Here is a 25,313-nt window from a genome sequence, read left to right as displayed (position 1 = left end):
CATGCGGCAGAGCGAGCTAAATTTTCTGCCTGAGCGCAGTGTACACGGGCGAGTCTTCGACACCCCCCAATTGTCTTTTAACTATCCATTTTTGCGGCGATCTCACAACATGCACCGCGAATAATGTGTAGTTGGGGGGAAGTGGACGCCTTTGAACGCCAGATCAAGGCTTCTATCGTCGCACTCAATAAGGCAAGTGTGGCGAGCCCTACGCTAGTCGAAGCGATAGACCACGCTTCCTTGTGGCCGGTTCCCTTCGACGAATTGGCCCCGATGGCCCCTTCCTCCACCACTCTCGACGCTCTTCTCGCACGATCCCCATTGCTCGTCTGCGCCATTGCATCGGAGATAGGATTTCGTTTTGAAGGCGTGGGAACTGTTTTCTGGGCCAAATTCACCGATGCGCTAGGTTTGCCTGTCAGCATGGAGCAGCGCCAACGAGTCGGCGAGGCTTTCGACACGCTGGCATTGCGCTACAAACTATCGCGACCGTCCGAGAGCGCTTTCAGCGCTCATTTCTCGATCATGTCATGGCCGCTCGCGAACGCCCTGTTGCCACTTGATCTGGTCGGGCCCGTGTCGCGGATGATCGCGCGAGGCCCGGTCGGTGCGCTTCCTCTCCCAGGTCGATCCACAAATTTTACAAGTCTTCGCGCATGGGCCAGTGCAGCAGAGGGTGCACGACTTGCCGACTGGTTACGCTTCGAAGCGCCAGCCGCGCGCGTCGTCACGGCCCTCCTCACGGAAAATCGCGCGTCCGTATTGTCCGCGACAAGCTATACCCGTTTGCGTGATGCTGTAGCGACGGTACCCGAAGCCTTTTTCGCTGCACGGTCTGCTCGACTTCGCGCGCGCACCGCGAAGCCGTCCACGCTGGTCGAGCGTAGCCTCGGTCGACTTGCCGCCTCCCGAGATCAATCAGGAATTCGCCTCTTTGTCAGTTGGCCCGCACTGCCTACCGCCCTATTCGATGAGGCTCGTGTCACGGCGCGTGCTGCGGGATGGCGTCCGCAACTCTGGGGCGGCGGCGGGTTTCTTCATCCCGATATGGCGCTGAGCACAGGCCCATTCGCGCTTTCACTGCAGACGACACCTGCCGCCACCGATGCCGCATATCCCGATGCTGCGACGATCTTTGGGCCTGGTAGCGACGGTGCAGCGGCCCTTGCAGCACGGACGATCGATTGGACAGAGATTCTGCTATTCGACGCCAATTATGACCGTACCCACGCGGAACAACGTTTTGATGTCGTGACTGGCACGTCGGGACATGTGTGGATCGCCACCAAACCGGGCGGAGCGTCGTTCGTGGGGCTGCGCATGCTAGGCAGCAGTTGTGGCTATAACTTCTTCGAAGCTGATCTTAGCAACGAGGGCGAGCGGGCCGTCCTAACGCGCGAAGACCTATTCAGTGAGCACGGACGCTTGCAACTCGCGCGTCATCCGCTTGATTCGATCGGAGCGCCGCAGGGCGTCGTTCGACCCACCCGACCATTCATCCTTTATATGGAAGGCGCGCCACCAGATGGGCAGAACCTCCCACAGATGCTTGCGGCAGGCTCTCGGAGGCCGGCTGTGTCGGGACTGGCCGGCCAGCCAAACATGTGTAGCGAACCCGCACCTGCTGCCGCGGAAGCGGTCGTCGACATCGTCGTGTTCGAACGAGATAGGGCCTTCGAGGCGCTGGTTGAGCGGCGGCTACAACTCCGTGTAGAGAGCAGGCTGCCCCTAAAGGATGTGCCAGTAACCGTCGAACTTGAGATCGCTGGTGTGCTGATAGCGCGAGGGCATGATCGTTTGCCTTCGCTGCCACTCACCGTCTCCGCTGCGTCCCCGCTACTCTCGCCTCTTTACGAGGATGCGGTCCGCACCAAACTGCTTGAGACCGGCAAGGCCGTTCTCCGACTCGCCATCGCTCGCTCCGCTGCAGCGCGGATCACGCTGGAACGGGCGGCAGCATCGGTCGAATGGCTGGATTTGGTACCGCATCTTATTGGGGCCGATTCCCACGCTGAACTTGTTTGTGCGACCGCGAACTCGCCCCATCGCTTCACCGCCACGTCGTTGCTAGAGGTTCCCACGCGTGGTGCTGCGGCCTTTGGCCTCCGACTCGCCGACGGACGCATTGCCGATCCCATAAGGATCCTGACCTCCAACATCTTCGACCTCGGCGACCTCTCCTCCCATTTTAGCGGCGATTTGGGCTCGCGTCGCATGTTCGACAATGGCCGGGGTGTGGGCGACATCGCCCGCGGCCGCGTTGCCTGGGCGCGCGCACTTTGTACGTCCCTCGCCGCTATCGGCGCGAAAACGCGGATTGTTCGCCAGTTTGAAGAGCCATTGGTGTACGACCTCTGCGGCGAGAATTGGTATCTCACAGAGCAAGCAGTTAAGAATACTCCTTCGAACCCCCATGAAGCACTTTGGGCCGTCGCGATTGAACGAAGTCTCGTCATCGTCCCGGAGGAGGCGACGCAGGCCGAGGCAGAGTTTTTCGCGGCCTCGTTCCAGAATCATGCCGGTCAGTTCGACCCGGATTGGCCTCGGGCACGAATTGAGCCTGCCGATGGGGCGATGGATGACGCACTCAATGCCGCATTTTCGGAAGTGGTCACGGAATTGCACACGAGGGGAGAACTTCTTGAGGTCGAGAATGACTTCGATTTCGGAAGCCCTGCTGAAGATTGGGAAGCGGCCGCGGCCGAGGCACTTCGCAGAGTCCGTCGCACTGAACTCGCTCGGTTGATCGCACCGTCTGAAGGCGGACGCTTGCTCAGCAGACGCTCCTACGCCGAACTCGGTATCGCAGAGTTAGCAGAAGATCTGTCCGGGTGGACCCGCAAATGGGCGCTGCCTCGAGGCCAATTGACCGCGGAAGCCGCGGCAGCCTCACTCCAGCTTTGGGTATCGCCCGCCGCTTGCGATGACGTTGACGCCGCAATCCGTGTGCTCGTCGCCGACCCTTTCGTGTCGCGCGCTACCCGCTACACCGCGCTGCGGCTTGGACCAGCAACCGCGGGAACAACCGTATGAGTGAATTCCATCGCGTCATCCTAGGACTTCATGCTCAAGCGCGGCGCATTGACCGAGACCAAGCGCTACTAGGGGCTCTTGGCGTCGGAGCTTTCGCCTACCCACACCAGATCGACAGCGTGCATCGAATGGTCACTGGAACCACCTGCCGTTGGCTGTTGGCCGACGAAGTCGGTCTCGGCAAGACCATCCAGGCAATTATGGTAATGCGAGCGCTCGCGGCGCAGAGCCCTAAGCCTCTCACCGTTGCGCTCGTCGTGCCCGACGACCTCGTTTCTCAATGGGAAGAAGAATTGCTCTGCCGCGGCCATGTCCTCGCCCTTGAAAGCGGCGAGGAAGGCGAAGTGGTTGGAAATATCGTCATGCGACTCGTGCGCCCAAGTCGCCTAGTTGCCGGGGGGCGAATCGCCGCGGTAAAGATTGATCTGCTCCTGGTCGACGAGTTTACCAGGCTCCAAGTACAGGTACGTCGCGACCTCATCACCGCGGCACGCATCATCCCAAACGTTCTCGCAATGACCGCGACGCCCGCTCTGCACCAAGCAACAACACGCAGGGAATTGATGGCCTTGCTTGAGCCCGAAGCGGATCGGATTGCGCAAGCTGAAGACCGCGAAATACTGAAAGTGCTCGCCGATCGTGAGGCTCAGGCGCTCAAGCGTTACGAGCACGAGTTGCAGGATGCCAGCAAACGACGTGCGGTCGAGGAAGGCTATGGACTCTATCGGCGCCTCATCCGCACCGCCCGTACAGATTATCCTGATGCTCTGCCCAAGAGGATCTACCAGCCCATCCGTTTGTCCCCGACGGATGGCGATGTCGAGCGCGCACGCACGACCCGTGCTTATCTGGAGGCGGCTCGCGCCAGCAATCTCGACATTAGGCGCGAGGCTTTGCTGCAGGTCGCCGGCAGGTCGCGGCAGTCACTTCGCGATAGACTGAGCACGTTGAAACGGTCCTCGGCCGCTATGCAAACCGCTTGGCGGCAGATCGATCTTTGCCTGCGCGATGAGCAGGGCGACGCTAAGCTCGATGCCCTTGTTGATCATCTTCGTGCCCTCCATGCCAATAAGCCAGAGGCTCGCGTTGTCGTCGTCGCCGAAGACAATCCGACCACCGACTATCTGCGTGACGCGATTGAGAAACTCACAGACATTAAGGTGGCGAGGAAGCGCCGACTAGTTGGCGCCGATGAAAACCTCGAAGTGCAGGTCACTGTTCTCAAGGAGGCGCTCGACGATTTTATCAATGGCGAGGCAAAGGTCCTTGTCGCCGCTGACGCGGCGAAAGAAGGTCACAACCTCCAATTCGCAGACGAGATTATCTTCTTCGCGCTACCTTGGTCGCCTCCCGACATCCAGCAATGGATCGGCCGTATCGATCGCCTCGGTGCCAAAGGACTGCCCATCAACCGTCGCATCGCAATCACCCCGATCGTAGTCGACGGTTCGATTGAGAATAACATCCTCGAAGTTCTCGAGGGGACCGGGGTATTTCTGCGCAGTGAAGTTTTCGATGAGTCGGAATGGCAAGACATTAGCGACGCGATATCGGAAGCCGCCAATGGCTCGGCAGGTGGAAGTTGGACCGATGCAGCTAAACAAGCGCGGACGCTCGGCGATGCATATGACGCGTGGCTTACGGTCACTCGTTTGCCACCATCGTCGCGGACCACGCTGGCGCTCAAGCGCGAAGCTCGGTTTCGAAATCGGCCCTACGCTGCGCCTATCGTCGGTGCAGGAAGCGAAGGCTGGGATTGGTTTCAGGCTCGCGAATTGGCCGCAGAAGCAATGATGAAAGTCTCGCGTGAGGACTACCTTGATCTGCGAAAGGGACAGATGGGGGATCAACGCTTCAGCACGGTGTGGTACAAAGCGCGGCCAAGGGAGAATGATCTGATCATTCCGGATCTAGACGCTCGATCTTCCGGTTACCGCCAGGCGTATATTTCTCGGCGGGCTGCTTTTGAATGCCCCCCACGGACCTATGTCGCTCAAAGTGACGAGCGGAAGCGCCGCCTTCATTTCTTCGACCATGGAAGCAGTCTCCACGACGGCGTGATCGCTGCGTTCGAGCGACAAACTCCCGCAACAGATATCACCACCGAGTTCACGGTCGAATATCCGTCCGGTCATCCAATCTTGCGGTGGGAGGGACGACGGCTGTTGCTTTGTGTGAGTGAGTTTGACTTGCGCGATGCACTCAGCATCGATGTTGACGCGATTTTGGGCATTGCGGATCCCCAAGCATCCAAGGCCGAACAGGACGCACGCACCGTCGCGGGGCGCGCAGTGCTAACCCAGTTCCAGGCAGATCGGCGTTGGATGATCGATCTCTGCCCGCCCGAACTTCTATTCGCAACCCTTGTTGAAGTCGGCGAGGAAGTGGTCGCCGCCGATGCCGCAGCCGCGATTTTCAATCCAATCTATGACGGCCAATGTGCGCGCCAAATCGGCAAACGCCGCTCCACCCTCTCAGATGCTCGATTGAAGGCTGCGCGTGGAACTGTCGCCGCTCAACTGAGAAAGCGAGGAGAGGAGAAACTCGCGCAGGCCCGTATCGCCATCCGCAATGCGGGCGAACGCAGATGCTTCACCGCAGAAGCGGACGCCACCAATTTTGCCGATGCCGCGCGTTCCGAAATCAAGGTGGCGGCGGCGCTGGATTCCAAACTGGAATTCAACCGTGCTGCGCAGCGGGGCGCCGCACTGATGCTCAACTTAGCCGAAACGACATGGGCTGCGCGTGCCGCGCGCCTGCGAGGAGTCGAGGGCGCACTTGGCACTGTGGTAGCGCTGAGAAGGGCCAAGATGTTCTGGGTGGTGCCGCGCGCCGCTAGCGAGGAACTCCCATGAGCCCAGCGATCACAGCATAGGCGTCCTCGTCAACGGTCCAGGACCAAGCACTGCGCTGTGCGCCAGTGATGAGAGCAGCACGTTCCGCTTGTCGGGGCGGTGGAGTAAGGAAGTCAAGGGTCGACGAAACCCGATCATAACGCAGCACTGGATCGCCCTGTTCGAGCGTGTGGCCGACCACAAGCCACCGCCAGATGTCCCAGGTCGGCGGCTGCCAAGCCGTCGCCTCCGTTCCCGAAATATGAAGCAACACGCCCCGCATCGCGTAACCCGCGCGGACTGCAGCTGGAAAGCACCCATCACCTGTCACGCGTTGCCATCGACCTGACGGCGCATCTTCCGCCTTGCCGAAAAATTCGCCACGGCCACTTACGACTGCGATTTTGTCGGGTTCATCTAACGAGAAACGATCGCCTCCTATCGCGCATGACCTAGCATGTGCAAACAGCCCGGTAGCATTGCCTGAGGGAGAATCTGCGCCGCCGAGTTCTAGCAAGATGGAGCGCCATTCCGCCCAACCAAGCTCGTCAGCAAGATCGACCGATGCAACCGCGTCGCTCAGCGCTTCGGAGACAGGGATCTGTCTGACGATCGTTTTCAATCGGCCGTCCGAGACCGCGCCCAACAACGCCGTCTTGTCTCCGCGCCAACCAATGCGACGAGGCGGGGTTGCCGCATAGCCACGGCCAAGAGAGGTCGTGAACTGATCGATGTCGCCACTGAGCAGAAGGATGCGTAGCGCTTCTTCGGTAATCTCACGCAAGACTGTGTCGTCCACAGCGAAGGGCCGATACGATTCCTTGAGGCCGCTGGTGATGCGTCCGCGACTTACGAATCCGGCTTCGATAATCGCGCCACGGATATGATTGAGAACCGTGTCAAGCGAAGGTCGCCCATCTTCGTCGCGCTTGAACTCGATTGCTTCCGCCCAGGCATCCAGCGCATTCATTCGCCCGCACCCACGGCAATTGCAGCTGCGAGTGCCGCGTCGATGCTTTCCCGAGCCGCTCGGTCATGGGCGACAATGATAAGGTACGATCGCGCCCGCGTCAGCGCGACGTAGAGGTCGCTGATGGTGAACAAACTGCTGAGGCCCGAGAGGTCGCAGAGAATCACAACGTCCGCCTCGAGCCCCTTGAAACTGCGTGCGGTGCTACAAAGCAGGCCCTTGCCCTCCCGCCAGGCCACCGCGTCGTCCAAAAGCAGTGTCCCGTCGATGCTGTTGACGCTCGCGAGCGGTCCCTTGGCCTTGCTCGCCGGGCCGATAATGGCAATCTGCCGCGGCTCAAGGCGATGCTCCCTCAAAAGCGCGCGGACTTCTTGCTGGACGATCCCGCTGATTGCCACCGGGCTCTGCGGAACGATCACCTTGGGAGGCGGCCCCAGCGGAGCCAGTTCGAAGGGCTCGCTCTCAACATTTGTCGCGATGTTCGCACAGGCGACGATACGGCGGGTGTTGCGGCAATTCACATCGAGCGCGAAGCGAAAGGCGCCCTCGATCGGCGGCTCGACGGGATCTCGTCTAAGGCTTTGGGCTTTGTCGAGAAACGCCCAGATTGGACCTTTGCTGTCCCAAAGGTAATCCAGGGCGTCCCACCAACTCGGGCTAAAATCCTGCGCCTCATCAACAACAATCGCGGCAAATGGTTGTTTGTCTGGAAAAAGGTCCATCGCCGCCTGCGCCAGGAGATCGGAAGCGATCTCGTCCCACCAGCGCGCAGGGTCTTGAGCATTGGCAATGAAGTCGATCCCAGCTTGTTTGCAAAGGTCAGCGGCGAGCCTGTGGAAGTTCAAGACTGTGATCTTGCCACCGTTTTCCACCAGATCGCCTGCAATTTCCTCGCGTACCCATTTGGCTAGTTCAGCATTGAAACAGGTGAACAACACCGCCGGGCATTTTGTAGCAAAGGATCGTGCTCGCTGTATCGCGAGCAGCGTCTTTCCAGAGCCCGCTACTCCCTCGATGATTGCGCGTGGATTGGCATCGAAACCGCGTAGCACCTGAAGCTGCTGCCGGGTAAGGCGTGCGAGCGTCTGAGTTGTTGCATCAACGCTTACGCGCAACGGCTCGTAAATGCGGAACTCGGGAGCAAGTGCGAGCCTGATCTCGTCAAATTCCTGGACAGAAAGCTGCTTTCTCCCTCCGCCGTTCGCGCGATATGCCCGAAGTATTGCTGCCTCGATCGAATCCATATCGTCCATGGTGAGAATGGCGTCGGCCGGCAGATCAGGCGGTGGATTGTCTTTGAAGAGACAGTGTGGAAAGGCAACCGCAACCGAGATAAAAGTTTGATCCGCAACGACCTTGCCGCAGATATGCTCAATCCGCTTCTTGAATGTCCAAAGGCTGCGGTGAGCTTGCCGTACCGGATCAGTGATCTCCTTTAGGCCGGATTTGACGTGGCGATACCAGACCCGGCCCTTGAGTGTGATTTCCCCGCCCTTCACCTCCAAAATCATCAAGCCGTAATGGCGATGGAGAATCAGGAAATCAGCCTCGCCCTCCCGCGCTGGCTCGCCGATGTCATCGCGAGCCGGATTCACCCAAGGCAGCGAATGCATGACGAGGAACCCGGCAGGCAAGCCTTTCTGCATAGCGCGCGCAATGTCGGCCTCTGACCCATGCTCCATCGTTTCCGGGTCAATCGGCGGGATGAACAATGCCATCAGTGCACGGCCTTGACGAACACGGCGATCGGGACGACGGCATCAGCCGGCATGACAAGTTCGCTAGCGCATTCCATGTGCTGTGAGGCGGCTCGGTAACGCACACGCATACCGCCGTTACTGACCGGCTGGAGTAGGCCAACGGTCCATGCCGCGCCAGTAGCACCAAAAGCTTGGTCATCTGTGCGGCGGACGAGATACGCATCGGTCTTGACGATCTCGCCGCTGAATGGCCGGAACAGGCACATTGTACCTTTTGGCACCTCACCATTGCCGTCACCTCTCTTGCCGCTCAGAGTGTTGGCGGTTAGCCGGAATAGGATGTCGTTAACCTCGGAACCAAGCACGGCAAACCTGGGCGCACTCTCACCAGGCTCCATGACGCCGGCAGCTACTTGCGCGGGCGTAAGCTCGGGAACGCCATCAGCAGCGGGCTTCAAGCCCGCCGCCGGATCGACGTTCGGGACTGAGAGGGCGACGTTCGACGCGATCGGCAGGGCACGAAGTACAAGTAGAATATCGATAGCGACTGTGTCCTTCCCGTCCGCAAGCCTGCGCGCGCGTTCCGAACATGGTTCGTTCTCAACGAACGGGTGCGAGAGGCAGATGATTTGGCCGTCCGCGTTGACCAGCCCACCGTCGGCCTGTGTCACCTTAGCGCCGCTCTCCTCTAGATCAATTGTAAGCCGCGTCAGCGCGTAATCCTCGCGGGCCGGATCGATCGAGAGCTTCGCGCCCTTGAAGCAGGCGCGCAGAAGGTCGGCTCCGATCCGGCGATCGAAGAGCGCGTGCTCGTACCGATTCTTGTAGGAACGCAGACATTGGTAGCAGCTATCGTCGCAGTCGCAGGTGTCGAGCAGGTCAAGTGCCGCATCGATCAAGCGGTGGGGATCGCGCGCAGCGGCCTTCACGAAGCCCGCGCCACCTGCGGCTTGGTCATAAAGGTAAAGATCGATGAACTGCCTCATACCGTCGCCGGGTGCAAAACGGAAGTCGCCGTCGATGTCATTGGGTTCGAGGTCCTCGAGCGTGCAGGCGGCACGCCGTAAGGCCTCGACCGCAGAGCGAGCGGCGATGGTAGTTGAGGGCTTGTCGGGGTCGAGTTGCCAACTGGACGGAAGTGCCAAGCGGAAAACCGAAACGTCCGTGCGAAATTCATTGCCCAAGACGATCTTCGTGACCGTGCCGGTACACTGATCGGGCTCCTTTGGCCCCTTAGGGCGCGGCCGATTGTGCGGCTGGCCCCTACCAAGTTGTCGGATCGTTGCGTCGAACTCACCCGGTTCGATGCGTCCGCACTGAGTGCAGTAGTTGAAACCAGGTTCGGTCGCGCTGAGCGATCCGCGATTGGTGATCACGAGCGTGGTGCTGTCGCTCCAGCCATCCCAACCAGTCCCAATCGGCCAACTTTCGCCGCCAATTCGCGTTTCGTTAGCAAACTGTAGCGAATCGAGCGTTGCTCTGGTGGGACGCAGGGGGACGCCGGCATCGAAGTCTGGCGGCAAGGCAGTAATGCTCGGCGGATGCGAAAAGCCGGGCGGTCGGACCCAACGCCTGGCTGGCCCCAACGTGGCGCGGCCGCTGCAGGCGGGGCAATTGCGCGTCTGCTCAGGGTAGCCGTCGCCCCAGTTCTTAAGGTCCGCATAATTGCAGACGCGACATTGAAAATAGAGCCGTTTCTCACGGTAAGCGTCGAGTCGGTCGTCCTCGCGCTCCGCGTACAGTCCAAGCGATAGATATCGCTGGCCGTCGACCCAGACCTCATGGCCAGGTGCATATTGGCTGAGTGCCGCATTTAGACTTTGCTGCGGCGAGTAGCGCCGCTTGGGATTCCACGGATCAGTTCCTTCTTCGAACACGCTGAATGTCGCAACATCAGTAGGAAAAGCATATTTTGGGAGCAAGCCATCGTCGAACAATCGGTCGAGCAATTTGCCACTGTCGAGGACGCCGTGATCGTCATCGCTGCTATCCTCCATAACCTCGTCCTCGACGTCTCCGTGGTCTACCACGGACGCTGACGGCGAAGCGGCGGCTACTTGGGTCTCCTCGGACGTTGAAAGATGCTGCTCCAGAGCCTTCGGAAACTGGTCGAGCATCTCATCCGCATCAAGCGCCGGGCACGAAGAGGTGAACAAACGATCGAGGTCGTCGCGCAGACCGTCCCGCCCGTCGGCGATCCACTGTTTTAGGCCAGCGAGCGAGAACATATCATCAGAGCCCCCGACAAAATCCGAGACGCTTCCCAGCGAGGAGAACACGTCCGAACTGCCGCCAACGGTCTCGATCCGATCCTGCTGAAAACGACCGATCAGATAGGCAAGCGCCTGGCGCCGTGCGATTACGGGATTGTCGAGGTTAAGGATAGGATCGGGCGCAGGGCCGGCAACGATGGGCGCAGGATTGCGAAAGAAGCTCTGGTCGTGGCTGTCTGCGCCGCAGAACATCACCACCGTCGACAAGCCCGCACCGCGACGCCCCGCGCGCCCGGCACGTTGCTGATAGTTAGCGCGACCGGGAGGCACGTTCCTTAGCGCCACCGCGGTCAGACCGCCAATGTCGATGCCTACTTCCATCGTCGTCGTGCAGCTTAGGATATCAATCGACGACCCAACTTGCCCATCCTGCTCGATGGGGATGTCCTGGAAGCGCAACTCATAGGCTTCATTTCGCGACATCGCGTTTGCCATACCTGAGTCATTGAGTGCAGCAGAATGCTCCTCGGCAACAAGTTGGTGAGGCGCATACGCATCATCTTTGTCGCTCAACCGCTCCCAGAGTTGCCGATACAGACCCTTGCGGCTCCGGAAGACGCTATCGGTCAAGGGATCGATCTGTTTTGCGATGCCGCTACAGTAGCCGCAACGATTGCCCAGTAGCGCGTTTCGTGGGCTAACGCTCGTGCAACGCTCGCACCGGATCCATTCGGCTTTGTCGCCGACATCGAGCGTCACCTTCGCTGCTTGAATGAAGAATGGCCCAGTCGCCCCAGGGCTGAAAATGCTTCTCAGCGCAGGTTCGCAGGCGTTGACATAGTCGCCTTTCAGCCAGGCCTTCAAGCCGCGCTCTTCCAGCAGCTTAGACACTTTCTGCGAAAAGCGGCCGTTCCACTCGCGGATCCCGACTGCCCCCCGTGCACCGACAACATTGTCCGGCGTATGCTGGAGCTTGATTGCCTGCTTGCGCATCGCTTGCCACAACCAGAGTTCGACGAGCGCAGTGCGAGTGTCCTCGACACTCATGCCCTGAAGTACTGGGAGTTTCAGCCCCTCATGCAGCTTCTGCTGCTCCGTCTTCGTGAGCTTTGGCCGCAGCATCGCCAGCGCGAGCGGAAATAGGCCTGTGTGATCGTCCTGGAGGACCGCGTAGATGCTCTGGAAGACCGAAAGAGGCGTCTGTTCGGAGGTTTGGTTGCTGAGCGCACGGAAATCGTCGGTCTCAGCATCCTCATTGTCGACCAGCCCCAGCGCGAGCCGGCCGGCGCGATTCATCTTACCGTCGTCGTCGCCAGCCGGCCGAAGCCGAACCTCGTGCTTAGCGGCGCCGAGGGCGATTGCGAGCGGCGCATCGTCAAGCGAAGGTCTGTAAGCTGGCTGCTTGAGTTCAGCCATGCCTCTCAGCAAAAGGGGCCGCAGGCTGTCACGAAAAGAGAAAGTCTTGAGCGTCCCAGCGAGGCGCGACGCGGTCTGTCGCCCGTCGGAGAAAACGAGCGCCTTGCGACCCTGAAGCGGTGTCTGGATTTGCGGTCGCGGAGGCTGTTCGAGTACCTGGACTGAGATCAATTGTAGGAATGGCTGCTCTCCCTTCGTCTGTAGGTCGGAAATGCCACCTGAAGCGGTGGGACCACATGCATCCCCGCAGCGAGGACAACTATCAAAGAGATTCGGCCCCATTTGTGCCGGTAACCAAACTTCGCGCTTAAACGATCCTGATCCATCAATTCGGCCCGACCCCAAATCGAGATACGCGGGCCGCACAACTCCCGGCGCTTGCGGAATTGGATCCTCTAAGCAGACATGAATCGGGTTGATAAGACCCGTATCGCCCGCATAAGCACGGCCATTATCTTGCCAGAGATGCTCGATTCCCGCCGGCGATCCGATGCTGGCACGGGCAACTGAGAGACCACAGGAGCGGCAACTGTGAAGTTCATATATTTGCGAACCGCATGTGCAGTTCTGCCTCGGCTCTGCATAAAGGGCCCCAGTAGGGCCGCCTCGCTGCTCAGGTCCAATCTCACTGCATTGTGGATTTGCACAAGCCCACAATCCGGGAAGCCCACGATAAAGCATATGCACGCGGGCGGGAAGCATTGGCGGCGCGCCCGGGACAGGTTTTGCGAGCGACGCCAATTCGAGAAGTGCGTCGACCGCCGCCGTACCCGTCGCCAAATCGCTCTTTGGGAACAGTGCCTCCGGCAAGAGCGTCAGGGCCCAGGCATCCCCAGGAGAAAAGATGGGATCAGATTTGGATGCCGCTCCCGAGGTTATGTTGCGCAGGCGACCGATTACCGGCAGGTCGGTGAGCACTGCGGCCAGCGCCGACGGAAGATCGTCTTCCTTCCACTCACATTGTAATTCGTTAGCAGTGCCGAGATCGTAAGCGCGGGAGAAAGCGACGCTACCTTCCGGGCAACGAACATCGTCGACGACGAGGAAGTGTGTTTCGGTTTGAACGGTGCCCCCACTGGGCACAAGCACCTCCTCCTCTATGCGAGCGCCGTGAGGATCGAGTCCTTGAACGGTAACTGCTATCTCGGTCGCACTGCTATCGATCCTTGAGAGGATAACTGGGGCAACGGGTACACCTTCGGCATGCGCAGCAAGGGGGGTGAGCACGGCCGAGCGGTCGTGCGGCAACGACGATTGAAGCGCCCCGAGCGGTACAGCGGCAAATGCCGCTGCAAGATCGACCGATCCACCGGCCGCCGGCTCGAACGCGCGCTTCTCACCGACCAGAGTGGTGATGGCATGCGTTTCGATTCCGGTGAGGCCGGCCACGAAGATCTTTGCCGCCTCGGCGTTCGAAAATGATGCACTGGTCGCTATGACAATGACGCGCGACTTTGGAAGACCTAGGCGGTCGAGCAGTCGACGGATCAAATAGGCAACTTCGGTACCGTTGGCTCCTCGATAGAGGTGTGCCTCATCAAGGATCAGGAAGAATTTTTCTTCAGGGTGATCTTCGAAGTACGTCCGGGTGTCCGCGAATATCTTTCGCTCAATTGGACGCAGCAACATGTATTCCAGCATCGAATAGTTTGTCACGAGCAGATCGGGGCTCGCCTCTTGGATCTCGTGACGAGTCAACAGTTCCGGGTCGTCGGCACGCTCGATGGCGCGGATTGGATCGCCATTCGAATCTTCCCAGTGTTGGTGGGGTTTGCCGTACCAATTGCGCAGGCCATCGAAGGCGCCTATGAAACTGTCAGGCTTACCCGGCCACCGTCCTTTTTCTTTGAGCGTTCGAACGAGTTCTTGGTCTTTGACGTTTCCGTCACGAGCGCCGTCTTCGATCTTAAGGTAGTATTCTAGCGTCTTAAGACGTACCTGGTCGCGCTTACCATCGCGCATTCCGGGATAAAGCGTCCTGCCAGTATAGCGTCCAAATTTTGCTGGCCGGCTGGCAGTGTTCGTGAACCATTTGCGTACAGCCGACGAGCCAAACAACATACGAAGGCGACCGAGTTGATCATTCACCAGCGCATTCATGGGGTAGAGTAACAGTGCCCGCACCGCCCGTTCCGAGAAATGCGTCGGTCGATAGACAGCCTCATCTGCTAACCGCGCCAGCACTGGCAGCAGGAAACTCTCCGTTTTTCCGGAACCGGTCCCAGTTGTGACTACAATGGCGGTACCCCCAGCATCGGGGCGCATCGTCGCCTCAAGCGCGTCGGCCTGGTGGGAGTAGGCTGGATCGAAGAGAAGTTGGTCCGACCCCTTCGATGCCAGGCTTGTTAGAAAGTCGCGAACCGGCCCATCGAGTTCCAACGACGCAAACTTACGTTCGCCAACGTAGGCTGGGGTGCTCTCGATATAAGGGACTTGAGCGATGCCACCCTTCATCAAGAGGGCGCGCCGAAGATCCACAATCTTGGGATGAGAAAGATGATAAGTTGCTTCGATGTAGGAAGCGAGTGCTTCCTGCATGTGCTTTATTTCTGTGCGCACGTAACTCTTGCCCCTGATCTCGCCGGAAGTGACGGCGAATCCCCCCGGCACAAGTTTGTGCCGCCAAGAAGCACGATAAAGTTTTTCTCCGCCTATTCAACGGTGCTTCAGGTTTTGTTTTGACCAAAGGCGCGTTGCGCATGCAGAAAGTCCGGCAGACCGGGATTGCGGCGATATTTGCTCAAGACTCCAGCACGCGATGGTCACCTGAAGCCCCCTTACTCTCAGCTCAATGACGGTGTAAATTCGACCGCCTTCGAGCGAATTTCTGCGTTGGTTGTGGAATGTTGCCAGTCGTCTCGTCGATCGGAACGAGCCGCGGTTCACAGCATTCCCAATCTAGCTGGGACTCGGCGTTGACCCAGAGTGGAAATCTATTCGACAGGCTTGGCATCCTTTCTCTTATCTCGAGATACTGCTGGTGAACGTTCGCGTGACGAGGATGGCACCGTCGTCAATTCTACCGCACCCAAGGGAATGAGCGATGGGGGTAGTTCACTCGACCGTAAAATCCGCAGTCGAAATGCGGGGATTAATGTAGCACAACAACAGCAGGTTAAACTCGCAATCGCCGAATACGCATCCGCTGCCCGGCGATAGGCGCTATTTCGATACCAGGTAATTGGCCAAGCTTGACCGCCGCCGCCGCGAGGATGAATGTGCACGGTACCACGGAAACAGCGACGAGCCGATTTGGCTCTCAAGTAAGGTCGCAACTTGCCCGCCAACGATCCAATGTCGGCTATCCGCTCGAAGATCGGGGCTGACAACACCCGAGCGAGCGTAAGGTTCGCGGAGGAGGTTCCCTGCTTGACGAGTGCCGAACTGGCAGGGAACAACGCCCGCAACAGCAGCGCGACGGGGACTAGGAGACAGTTCGACCATCGCCGAAAAGTTGGGCACTTGATATTTACTTCGTTCAAATAGCGTATGATGATGGCACGTTTAATAATTATCATTCCGCACGACTCGAATGTTCGAAAACAAAAAAACATTGAAAGGGGAAGAACGGAAAAATAAAGCCTGTCCGCTTTATTTGTCCACGCTTGTTTGGCTGGCCTTGATCGATGCACCAAACGCAGAGTGTTTCCAATGGTTGCCACGTGGTGGTAACGAGAATGTCTGATCGCGCTTCATACAGTCGGATTCTGCGGCTTGTTGCTCTGTGGCTCGTAACCGCCATGATTGTTTACGGGTGCACTATGAAGCCGAACCGGCCCGCGACACCAGCGGCGCCAGCTACGGGCATCGATGCCAAAGATAGCACCAAGAACCCCGCCAACGGCAAGCCAGGCGTCGTCGCGAAATCCCCAGCCGAGCCTGTAAAAGAGGCGCTGGTCATTACCAAATGGCCCTTTTCCCTTGCCATGACGATTGCGCTTTGCATTGCCAGTTGGCTCGATCCGCGCCGCCGTGGAACCTGGCTTGGCGTCATCTTCGGAATGCTCGCTGAGATCGTCGTGATCCATCGCGTGCCGGATGCCCTCTATCAGGTTCTTGTCCTGGCGGGCGCCCTCATTGTCGCCGCGCAGACCGCTGCGCCACTGCTGTGGCGGCTGCTGTCCAGGCGTCGCGTTTCGCCAACGGCGTCGCAGCTGGCACCCGCTCTCGCCGATGGGTTCGACGCCTTTCTGCCATACGGTCCAGAGCAGCCGAAATCAGACAGTTCCGATGCCGTTCCGCATACCGGCCTTGTCGCATTTTTTGTGACTATGACGGTCTTACTGATGATCGACTGTAGGATGTTGCCGCTATGGTACAACTAGGCTGCGATCCGTTGCGTTTCAGGAGCGCGGCGTGTCCCGACAAAGAGGGCGGGCGCGCGGGCGTCTTATCGCCATGAGAGAAAAGGACGAGAACAGCTTTTCCTTCAATGCCGTTTTTTTCGTCATTGCTCTGACCGCACGCCTGCGCGCCCGCGGCTTGCTGGCATCGCCGGGAGACGCGCTTGCATGCCTGACCCTGGCGTGTGCCAAAACCGCCTGGACGCGCGACGAAATCGCCGGGGTGCTAGCCTCGGCGCTAGTGCGGCGGCCAGGCGACGCAAAAATCTTCGACGAGGTATTCGCGGAGTTGTTTCGACGGTCCGGACCGGTAGCGACAGCTCCACGGATTAACCCTCCGCCACCTCCGCCACCTCCGCCACCTCGGCCTCCGCCGGATTGGCTGGAACGCTCGGCGCAGCGTATTCGCGGCCTGACAGAAAAGGCATACGCGGCGTTGGTGAGACTGTGGGGAAAGGCCCCGCGTGCGGATCCGCGTCTCTTGGGTATTGCGGCTACCCTCGCGACAGCCGGTTTGGTGGGCTGGGCGGTTATTACCTTCATACCGGGCTTGCCCAGTTATAATCAGCCCAATCTCACTGACCCATCGACGCCTTCCACCGAAATCGCCATATCCGTCGGGATCGACGCCGCCATCTCGGCGATCGCGGTCACCGGACTCGCACTGCTTGTCTGGCGCGCCATCGTCCTGGCGTGGTGGCGGCGTGACCGCGCGGAGGAACAGGCACCGGAACGAGCGCCGCCACCGCAGCCGGACGGCACCGTCTTCCGCGTTGGGTCGCTTGGCGGAAAGCCGCCAGATTTCCTGCCGGCCGCCATCGGCACGGAAATCGCCGAGATGATCGGCTACCGCCAGGGCGGCCCTGACCCGAGCCGGCTGGATGCGCGGCGGACCATTGCGGCGCATGTGCGTGGATGCGACTCGTCGCTCCTCATCGGTGAGCGGCGGCGCGAGCTTCCGACGCTACTGCTTCTCGTCGACCGAAGCGCAGGCGCCCGCACATGGCACAGGCTCGCTGCAGAGTTTCGTACCGTGCTGGAGGGACGCGGCATCGCGGCGGAATGGATTGACTTTCCGGGCACCTTCTTCGTGAGGCGATCCGGCATGCTTACGCCAAGACCGGAATCGATCGCCATGGAGAAGGCGGTCACCTCTTCGGGCTGGACAGTGACGGTGGTGTTCGGCGAGGCGCACCGGCTGGCGCGCAGTGATATCGAATTCCTGCAGCGGTTGGCCGAGAACGGCCCGCTGGTCTTCCTCGACCTTCGCGATCGGACGCTGTGGGACAGGCGGCACTGGGCATTGCAGCAGGCCGGCATCAAGCTGGCTGAAGCCACGGCTGCCGGGCTGCGCGATGTTCTGGCAAGCATTTTTGCGCCTGACCGTACCCGCGCGGTGGAGCCGCCGCTGAAACCGGCCTTCGAAGGCAGAAAGCTGCCTTCCGACGATACCGCATTGGCCACGCTTGGTCAGGACGGCCGCCTTTGGGCGAGCGATTGCGCGCTGATCGAGCCGATTTCGTTTGCGCTGGCCGAACGCCTCCGGCTCCGTTACCCTCAACTCGCCACCCCATATCCCTCGCTTGCATTTTCTCGCCTCGCGGCGCTGCCGGGAACATGGAGCGGGCCGGAGGGGCTTCATTTCGAACCGCCCATGCGCCGCCGTCTGCTGAGCGAATTCTCGAAGCGGGAGGCCGCGGACCGCGCGCGGACCATCGCCACGATGGACCGCGCCTTTGCCGAGGCGAAGCCCGACGGCGTTTCGGCGACGATCGTTCACCGCTATGCCCGCGGCCAGGTCCATGTCTTCGCCGACGATCTTGATGCAGCGCTTGGAACGATTTTGGACATCGAAGCGGAGGGCCTGTTGTATGAGGCGCCAATTCGGAATTTCGTGACCAGGCTCCGCGTGCCAGATGCCTCGAAACCTGACGCCGGATCGATCCTGTTACCGGGGGAGCCGCGCAGCGCGGCGACCCGGCGCCGCCTCTTCGCCGCGACCAGTGACCCCGGCAGCCTGCCGGCAGGCATCTCGCGCGGCATCCTTCCGGCCGAGACCGACAGCTACCGGTCGGGAAATTTTGAAATTACGCCGGCCCGCTGGTCGCTCGGGCTGCCCTCGACGCGCATACGCATTGCGGACCCTGGCAAGCCGGACGGATCTTTAGGAATGCCGGAGTGGACCTTGGGTGCTTTCTATATGGGAGCGCGACATGTTCTGCTGGCCGGCGGCAGGCCACGGGAGCAAGCAAGGCTGCGGCTGTTCGATACACTGCTCGGGACGATGACTCCGGTCGCCACGCCCGCCGATTCGACCGAGATCACCGCGATCGCGACCGCGGCGCGGGTGCCCGTCGCGGTGTTCGCCTCGTCGAGCGGGCAATGGTATCTGCTGCGGCTCGATCCCGAGGCTTCCACTGTTCCGGACGTACTGCAACCGGAAATCCTGAACGTCCAGCTGAGTATGTTCGGCTCGTCTGGCGACGGCGCGGGCCGGCCGCCGCAGGTCGGCATCGATCCGAGCGGGCGCTTCCTCTTCGTCGGCTGGCCGGGGCAGCGTGAACTCCTGCGCTGCCAGTTCGGCGACCTTGCCAACAGGCCGACGGTATGGCGGTTTCCGGCAGCTGTCGCGGCGTTTGCCTTTGTCGAGGAGACCATCTTCGTCGGGCTCGCAGGTGGCGCCATCCACAGCCAGCCGATCGATGCGGCCGAATTTAGCGAAAGCGGTCTGGGTAAACCATTCCATATCGGTGGATATCCCGAGGCGATGGCCGTCGTAAGACTCGCGGCAAGCGAATTGGCCGATGGCCGCGACGCGGCCGGTTTCGAAACGCGTGACATCGTTGTCGCTGCACGGGAGGATGGGGTCCTGGTCTGCCATGATAGCGAGCGCCGGCTTTCCGAAATACCTATCGACGCGGTGCCCCGCAGGATCGTTCCCTTCGCCGACAAAAAGGCGGCTCTGGTCATCCCTGTCGGCAGTGCCGAGCCTTCCAGGGAAGCCGGATTGTCGGTCGCGTTGCTCGGCCGCGACGGATCCTTCGACATCGTCGGGATGCCGCTCGCCGATCCGACCTTCGCCAGCGGCAGATCGGCCGTCTTCACCGCCATGTCGCTGCTCGACCGGCCGGTGCCGGCGCATGACGACAGGCGGCGCGCGTTGGCTATCGCCGCGCAAAGCAGCCGCGTCGCCATCATGGTGGCGGGGATCGCCGGGGGCCCGGCGCGGATCGAAATTCGGCCGCTTGACTACAAGCTGCCGAGCCGGGAAACCGCCCCAGGCACGCTGTCAAAAAAAGGCGAGCGGACCGAAAGCGATGTGCCTCCACCGATCGTTTCCGATGCCGAAGCGGCGAGCCTGGAGGCCGCTTCGTCCGGCAGGGATCGGGTGGCATGAATTCGCCCTACCATTACGTGATTTACATACGGCCCCGCAGCGGCACGCTGGAGTGCAGCGTCGACCAGAAGACCTGGCGGGACACCGGGCTCTCGGCCGCAACCGTCTATGACGGCATCACCGCCGAAACGCTCGGGCAGTTGCTCGACACGCTGGGGAGAATCGAGGAGATCGAGGAGGTTGAGAGAGACCTGCCATACAGGCGGCAGCAGGCGATTGGGCGCAAACTCAACGCCGGCCTGTTCGGGCCCGCGTCCCCACCCATCGGCCACCCGCACATTCATCTCGTTCCGATCGTTTCCGACGACGAAAGCGCGGAAAGCGAAAACTTCTTCGACCTTTTTCTGCGCCTTCCCTGGATGCTGCTCACCGACAGGAACGACGGCGCAGCCAGGTTCCTGGCCTTATGCGAGCCAAACCCGACCGCCATAACCGTGGATGCAGCCCCTGCCAACGGCGAACCGAGGGTCACCGAGGTAAAGCTGCCGCCTTATCCGAAGATATTGCTTATCTGCCCCAGCAAGAGTGTGCCGCCAACCGGCGGACAACAGCATGGTGCCGATCTCGAAAGAATCCTAAAGTCGCATTACGATCCCGCCGAACGCTCGGACCGCATCGTGAAAGTTGAGACCTTTGCCGAGTTCGTGACATGTCTCAACAAGACGCCACGCTTCAGTCCGCACATCATCTATTTTTACGGCCATGCGACCGCGCAGGGAGAAGACACGGTTCTCCAGTTCGGTCCTACGGAAGACGACAGCGGCTGGCATAGTATCGACGCCCTTCAACAGCCATTGCTCAATCTTGTCGCCCGTACCAATTTTCCGCCGATCGTCTGGATAAACGCATGCAAGGGCGCCGCGGCGAAGCGCAACAGCGCCCTGCGCGCGCTCGGCCCGACCACCGCCGCCGTGATTGCGACGCGGACGCTGGCGGTCGTCGAGGACAGCCTGAAACTCGGGACCATCGCCTTGCCGATGATTGCAATCGACGGCAAGGCGCCGCCGCTGGCATTGCGCGATGCCATCGCGCAACTGGTCGAAGACGCTCCGCAAGACAGCGTCAAGTCGGCGCGATGGGCGACGACCATCGTCGCTATTCAATACAAGCTCTGGTCCCCACTGGGCACGGAAGAGAGAAAAATAGATGACGCCGAATCCGGTGGCGACATCCCCATGCGGCTCGACCGCACGGTTCCGCTCCTTAAGATCAGGGAATATCTGGACAAGGCGTTGCAAGCACCGGCCAACACCGCCCATGCCATCCTCTGGCATGGCTCGGCGGAGGACAGCACCGATGTCTTTGCGCAACGCTTCGTCGACTATGCATCCGAGGGTTTTTCCAACTGGTCTTCGGTGAGCTACAACGTCGAACTGCAGGCCCAGTCGCAGTCAAAAGGGAAAATCCCCTTCCTGGAATCGGTCTATCGGGCATTGAACAACCTTCCAGCAACGGCAATCATCGGCAAGATCAGGGATGAAAACATAAAGACCACGCTGCAGCAGTTCAACGATGGGCAGCCGACTTTCGTAACACTTTCGCACGGCCCATTCGATCACAGCCATATCGAGATGCTGCGGGATTATCTGGCTTTCTGGAACGATCTATTTCCGACCCTCGAGTTGGATCCGAAACGGGCACAAATCCTGCTGGGCCTGCGTTTCGTCCGCGAGGGCCCTCCGGTTTCGCTCGATACCGACAGCCCGCTGTTCGTGCAGGTGCCCCTCGGTCCAGTGTTGAGCGACGAACTCGCCTGGCACCTCGAAAAATACTATCCGCTGTACAGCGTCTCGAAGAACAACATCGACAAGGAGGTCGAGGATTTGATCGAACTCCACGGAAGTTCGTTTCGAAACCTCCATCTCGCGCTGGAAGAGAAGCTGCAATTCGAGTGGTGGACGCTAAAGCAAGGCTGAAACAAGGAGACGGCAGTGAACGATTTCGACCTGATCGGACCCCTATACGAATCTGCCGCGAAGGCGGCACAGGAAAACAAGGACAGCCCGGCGCAAAAGGCCGAATTGGCAAGGCTGGCGAAACTTGCCGGGGAAACCTTGGTCCGCCGTTCCGAACGCAACAAGCCGTTCGTCAGAAGTCATCAGGATTTCGCGCCCGGCTATGTCGCCTCGGCTCCGTTCCTGACGGCGGCAAATGTCGCACTGTCGCTCGGACGGCCGCTGCTGTTGACTGGCGAGCCAGGCAGCGGCAAGACGCTCGCCGCCTATTGGCTCGCCCACGTGCTCGATCTCGGGGGCGTGCTGGAGTTCAATGTCAAGTCGGAATCGCGCGCGCAGCAGCTTCTCTATGATTTCGACGCCGTCTCCTGGTTCCGCGAATCGCAGGCCGCGGCCGCCGCCGGCTCGAAGGAAAAGATCGACAAGACAAAGCACATCCACCCCGGTGTGCTTGGCCGCGCCTTCGGCTGGAAGGAGCCGCCTGAGCGCGTAGCGGTCGTCCTCATAGACGAGATCGACAAGGCGCCACGTGATTTTCCCAATGACCTGCTGCTCGAACTCGACCAGATGCGCTTTCGCATCGCTGAGGACGATGACCGTGAGGTGGTGTGCCCGGACGATAGGCGGCCCGTCGTCGTCATAACCTCTAACCAGGAGCGTCGACTGCCAGACCCGTTTCTCCGGCGCTGCGTACAGCATGAAATCAAACTGGACGATGATACGATCGCCAAGATCTTGAGCACGCATATGAGTGTCGTCCGAATGATGTCAGGCCCAGCACTCAAGCCGGCCGAGGAAAAAGCGGTCGCCGAAGCCGAAACGGCGATCATCGACGCGGCGCTTCCCGTCTGGGGAGCGGTGAAACGGACGAAGCTCGGTCGAAACTACACGATCGATGAATTCTGGCGCTGGCTCGCGTTGGCAACCTACGGCTTACGGACGTCGGTCGAATTGGCGGGGCTGGCTAAGGAACTTCAGGCCAACAATCTCCATTGCGAACAGCTCCGCAACCAGGCGCTTTTCGCGGAAGTGGATCTGGCAGCGCTCGAAAATTCGCTGAAAAACCCCGCCGGCGGCAACGGCCGATGACTACGGGCGAGGCACCGGTTGGTTCCGAATCGCCGCCGCTGCGTTATCGGGTTGCATCCACGATTCGCAAGGTCCTGCAAGCCGTTCCGAAGTTGCGCGACGCGGCGCGGCCTGCAGGCTATTCCGAACCGCTGACGTGGCCGACCTTGGGAGATTGGGTTTTCGTCGGCTTCGGCTGGCTGACCATTGCATGGGCGGTATTCATAACTGTCGACAAGCTCAGCGGCAATGAATTCGTTGGGTTCGACTACCTGCCGGTCGCCGCCGGGGTACCGATTATCGTTGCCGGATGGCCGGCCCTGCGAACGAAAAGCCGGATCGAGACTGCCGTGGATGGTCTAAGCGGCGGCGCCGGCCTCGATTTGAACGGCGATATCGCCGCCTTCGAACTGGCGCTCCACCGGCGGGTCAGGCTTTGGTCGGTGGTCTCCGGCGCCGCCATCGCGCTCTGCTTCGGAGGCTTTCTGTTCTGGTCGAATGTGAACAAACCGTTCGACAACCTATATCTTTTCGCGCTCTTGCTCATCGTGTGTGTCGGCGTCGGCTTCGTGATCGGGATGCTGCTTGGGCGCCTCCTCGGCTATGGGCAGATCCTGATCGTCATGCGCGAGACCGGGATCGCGATCGGTCGCATCGATACCGAGCAGGCCCGAACAGCGATCTCGCAGATGGAAAACGTGCTGCGTTTCGCCTTCTTCGTCACGGTCGGGATGTGCCATTGGTTCGCGCTATGGTTCGCTGTCTGGACCGTCGGCCTATGGATCCCCGGCATCGGCGATGGCCGCGGCTACCAAATCGACTATTGGGTGCTGTTCATCGCGCTGTGGGTCGTCTCCTTCGGGTTCTACCTTTTCGCGGCGCGCGGGCCGATGCTTGCCTTCCAGGCCCGGCTCGACGCTCTGCAGGGGGGTCTCGGCGGGCAAGGCGCCCGCCAGCGTCAACTCGCCGAGGCGCAGGACGATCTGCGCAGACTGAAGACGGAGCAGAGAAGCGATTCCTTCGACGAGGAACAGGAACTCGCGGCGCTCGTCAGGGAATTCGATGAGCGCCGCGCGCCCACCCGGCTGCCATCGCGCTGGGTGCTCGACCTGCTCGCCGTCTGGATCGCCGTGCTTTTGACGGGCAGCATCGTCCTGTCACTTCGCGGCGACTTCAATGAACCCCAAAGGCCGCCTGCAGGCCCTGAAAACTTGCTGCTCGGCGCCATTGCGCCACCGGCCCGGTTCCCGGCCTCCGGATCGGCCATCTGACGTGGAGGAAACAGGAAATGTTTCGCATCCATATGCTTCCCGCCGAGGATGGCGACTGCTTCCTGGTCGAGACCGGGACCGCGCCGCACCGCATCTTGATCGATGGCGGCCGCAATGCCACGGCCACCGCCTATCTGGCGACGCTTCTTTGCGAGCTTCCTAGACGTCCCGGACCGCTGATTGATCTCATGGTGCTGACCCACGTCGACGCCGACCATATCGAAGGTCTGCTGACGATGATCCCCAAGATGAGCAAGCTCGACGTGGGCGAAATCTGGTTCAACGGCCTTCAGCATGTACGCATCGCCGATGGCCAGAAGCCGCCGAGCAAAACTGTCGCGGTCGACGCGCGAATGCGACCAGCCGTACCGGTTCTCAGCATCAGGCAGGGCCAGGATCTTACCGGAGCGGTCGAGGCACTTGGCTGGTGCTGGAACGGATCGCTTCCCGGTGGCGTGGCCATGGTCGAGCCTGGCGGACCGCTACCGGCGATACCGCTGTCGAGTGGCGGGAGAATTACCTTGCTCGGGCCACCGCGGGCGAAACTCGGCGCCTTCGCCCGGGAGTGGGAATTCTGGTTTGCCAAGCTTGGCCAACGTACGCCGGCGCTTGGCGGTGGTGGCCAGACGGCGCCGACATTGACGTCGCTCGCGGCTTTCGCAAAATCCCGCGACACGCCCGATACCGCTAAACCGAACGGCACCAGCATTACATTCGTGGTCGAGCACGGGGGCAAGCGTGCTTTGTTCTGTGCCGATGCTCATCCCGATGATCTGGCGTCGTCGGTGGCACACTACGACGGCGAAGGCCGCGTCTATTTCGACGCCATTAAAGTCGCTCATCACGGCAGCGCGGCCAACAACACATCCGCCCTGATAGACCGTCTGGCAAGCCCGTTGTGGCTGATTTCGTCCAATGGGTCACGGCATGGCCATCCCGATCCCGAAGCGATCGCGCGCATCGTGCTCGCCCCCTGTCCCGACAAGCAGATCGTCTTCAACTACCAGACCGGTTTCAACAGGGCATGGGGCGAGCCCGATCTAGCAAAGTCGGCCCGATACAGGCCGTTGTTCCCGACGGTCGACAGACCAACGATCGTCGATCTGCTTTGAA

Annotated in this window: 11 protein-coding genes; 8 read left to right on the top strand and 3 right to left on the bottom strand. The window is 60.4% G+C overall.

Annotation, left to right across the window (positions count from 1 at the left end):
- Positions 1-141: 141 nt before the first annotated feature.
- A complete protein-coding gene (locus FJ548_RS14335) occupies positions 142-3,033 on the top strand; it encodes a hypothetical protein (RefSeq protein WP_140778188.1) in 2,892 nt (963 codons plus the stop codon).
- Positions 3,030-5,888, top strand: coding sequence for a DEAD/DEAH box helicase (locus tag FJ548_RS14330; protein WP_140778187.1), 2,859 nt, complete (start codon positions 3,030-3,032; stop codon positions 5,886-5,888). Before FJ548_RS14335 ends, FJ548_RS14330 begins: the two co-directional genes overlap by 4 nt.
- Here FJ548_RS14330 and FJ548_RS14325 read toward each other — a convergent pair.
- Genes FJ548_RS14325 through FJ548_RS14315 form a run of 3 tightly spaced genes read right to left on the bottom strand, consistent with a single transcriptional unit; the run spans position 5,869 to position 14,704 of the window.
- Positions 5,869-6,837 (bottom strand): hypothetical protein, encoded by a 969-nt coding sequence (locus FJ548_RS14325; protein WP_140778186.1) that lies wholly within the window; start codon positions 6,835-6,837, stop codon positions 5,869-5,871. The genes FJ548_RS14330 and FJ548_RS14325 overlap by 20 nt on opposite strands.
- Entirely contained in the window at positions 6,834-8,555 is a 1,722-nt protein-coding gene (locus tag FJ548_RS14320) for an NERD domain-containing protein (RefSeq protein WP_140778185.1), read from the bottom strand. Before FJ548_RS14320 ends, FJ548_RS14325 begins: the two co-directional genes overlap by 4 nt.
- Positions 8,555-14,704: a DEAD/DEAH box helicase gene (locus tag FJ548_RS14315; RefSeq protein WP_140778184.1), complete on the bottom strand. Its 6,150-nt coding sequence runs from the start codon at positions 14,702-14,704 to the stop codon at positions 8,555-8,557. The genes FJ548_RS14320 and FJ548_RS14315 overlap by 1 nt, the downstream gene beginning before the upstream one ends.
- A gap of 1,139 nt (positions 14,705-15,843) precedes the next feature.
- Between FJ548_RS14315 and FJ548_RS14310 the strand changes: the two genes are divergently transcribed.
- The 6 genes from FJ548_RS14310 (at position 15,844) to FJ548_RS14285 (ending at position 25,312) form a co-directional block, all read left to right on the top strand.
- Positions 15,844-16,491, top strand: coding sequence for a hypothetical protein (locus FJ548_RS14310; RefSeq protein WP_140778183.1), 648 nt, complete (start codon positions 15,844-15,846; stop codon positions 16,489-16,491).
- Between the two features lie 568 nt (positions 16,492-17,059).
- Positions 17,060-19,906: a hypothetical protein gene (locus tag FJ548_RS14305; protein ID WP_140778182.1), complete on the top strand. Its 2,847-nt coding sequence runs from the start codon at positions 17,060-17,062 to the stop codon at positions 19,904-19,906.
- Positions 19,903-21,822, top strand: coding sequence for a hypothetical protein (locus FJ548_RS14300; protein ID WP_140778181.1), 1,920 nt, complete (start codon positions 19,903-19,905; stop codon positions 21,820-21,822). The genes FJ548_RS14305 and FJ548_RS14300 overlap by 4 nt, the downstream gene beginning before the upstream one ends.
- 15 nt (positions 21,823-21,837) lie before the next feature.
- Complete coding sequence (locus FJ548_RS14295) at positions 21,838-22,950, top strand: MoxR family ATPase (protein ID WP_140778180.1); 1,113 nt, start codon at positions 21,838-21,840, stop codon at positions 22,948-22,950.
- Positions 22,947-24,200, top strand: coding sequence for a hypothetical protein (locus FJ548_RS14290; RefSeq protein WP_140778179.1), 1,254 nt, complete (start codon positions 22,947-22,949; stop codon positions 24,198-24,200). The genes FJ548_RS14295 and FJ548_RS14290 overlap by 4 nt, the downstream gene beginning before the upstream one ends.
- 17 nt (positions 24,201-24,217) lie before the next feature.
- On the top strand, positions 24,218-25,312 hold the full coding sequence (locus FJ548_RS14285; RefSeq protein ID WP_140778178.1) for a hypothetical protein: 1,095 nt from the start codon (positions 24,218-24,220) through the stop codon (positions 25,310-25,312).
- Position 25,313: the final 1 nt, after the last annotated feature.

Source organism: Mesorhizobium sp. B2-4-17, assembly GCF_006441275.1.
GTDB lineage: Bacteria > Pseudomonadota > Alphaproteobacteria > Rhizobiales > Rhizobiaceae > Mesorhizobium.
The sequence above is the reverse complement of the archived record's forward strand: the minus strand, read 5'-3'. Positions and strand labels throughout refer to the sequence as shown.

Bases quoted from the DNA above. Each gene is read 5' to 3' on its own strand.
- FJ548_RS14310 (WP_140778183.1), top strand. From the start codon at position 15,844: ATGTCTGATCGCGCTTCATACAGTCGGATTCTGCGGCTTGTTGCTCTG.
- FJ548_RS14320 (WP_140778185.1), bottom strand. From the start codon at position 8,555: ATGGCATTGTTCATCCCGCCGATTGACCCGGAAACGATGGAGCATGGG.
- FJ548_RS14330 (WP_140778187.1), top strand. From the start codon at position 3,030: ATGAGTGAATTCCATCGCGTCATCCTAGGACTTCATGCTCAAGCGCGG.
- FJ548_RS14290 (WP_140778179.1), top strand. From the start codon at position 22,947: ATGACTACGGGCGAGGCACCGGTTGGTTCCGAATCGCCGCCGCTGCGT.
- FJ548_RS14325 (WP_140778186.1), bottom strand. From the start codon at position 6,837: ATGAATGCGCTGGATGCCTGGGCGGAAGCAATCGAGTTCAAGCGCGAC.
- FJ548_RS14315 (WP_140778184.1), bottom strand. From the start codon at position 14,704: ATGCAGGAAGCACTCGCTTCCTACATCGAAGCAACTTATCATCTTTCT.
- FJ548_RS14285 (WP_140778178.1), top strand. From the start codon at position 24,218: ATGTTTCGCATCCATATGCTTCCCGCCGAGGATGGCGACTGCTTCCTG.
- FJ548_RS14300 (WP_140778181.1), top strand. From the start codon at position 19,903: ATGAATTCGCCCTACCATTACGTGATTTACATACGGCCCCGCAGCGGC.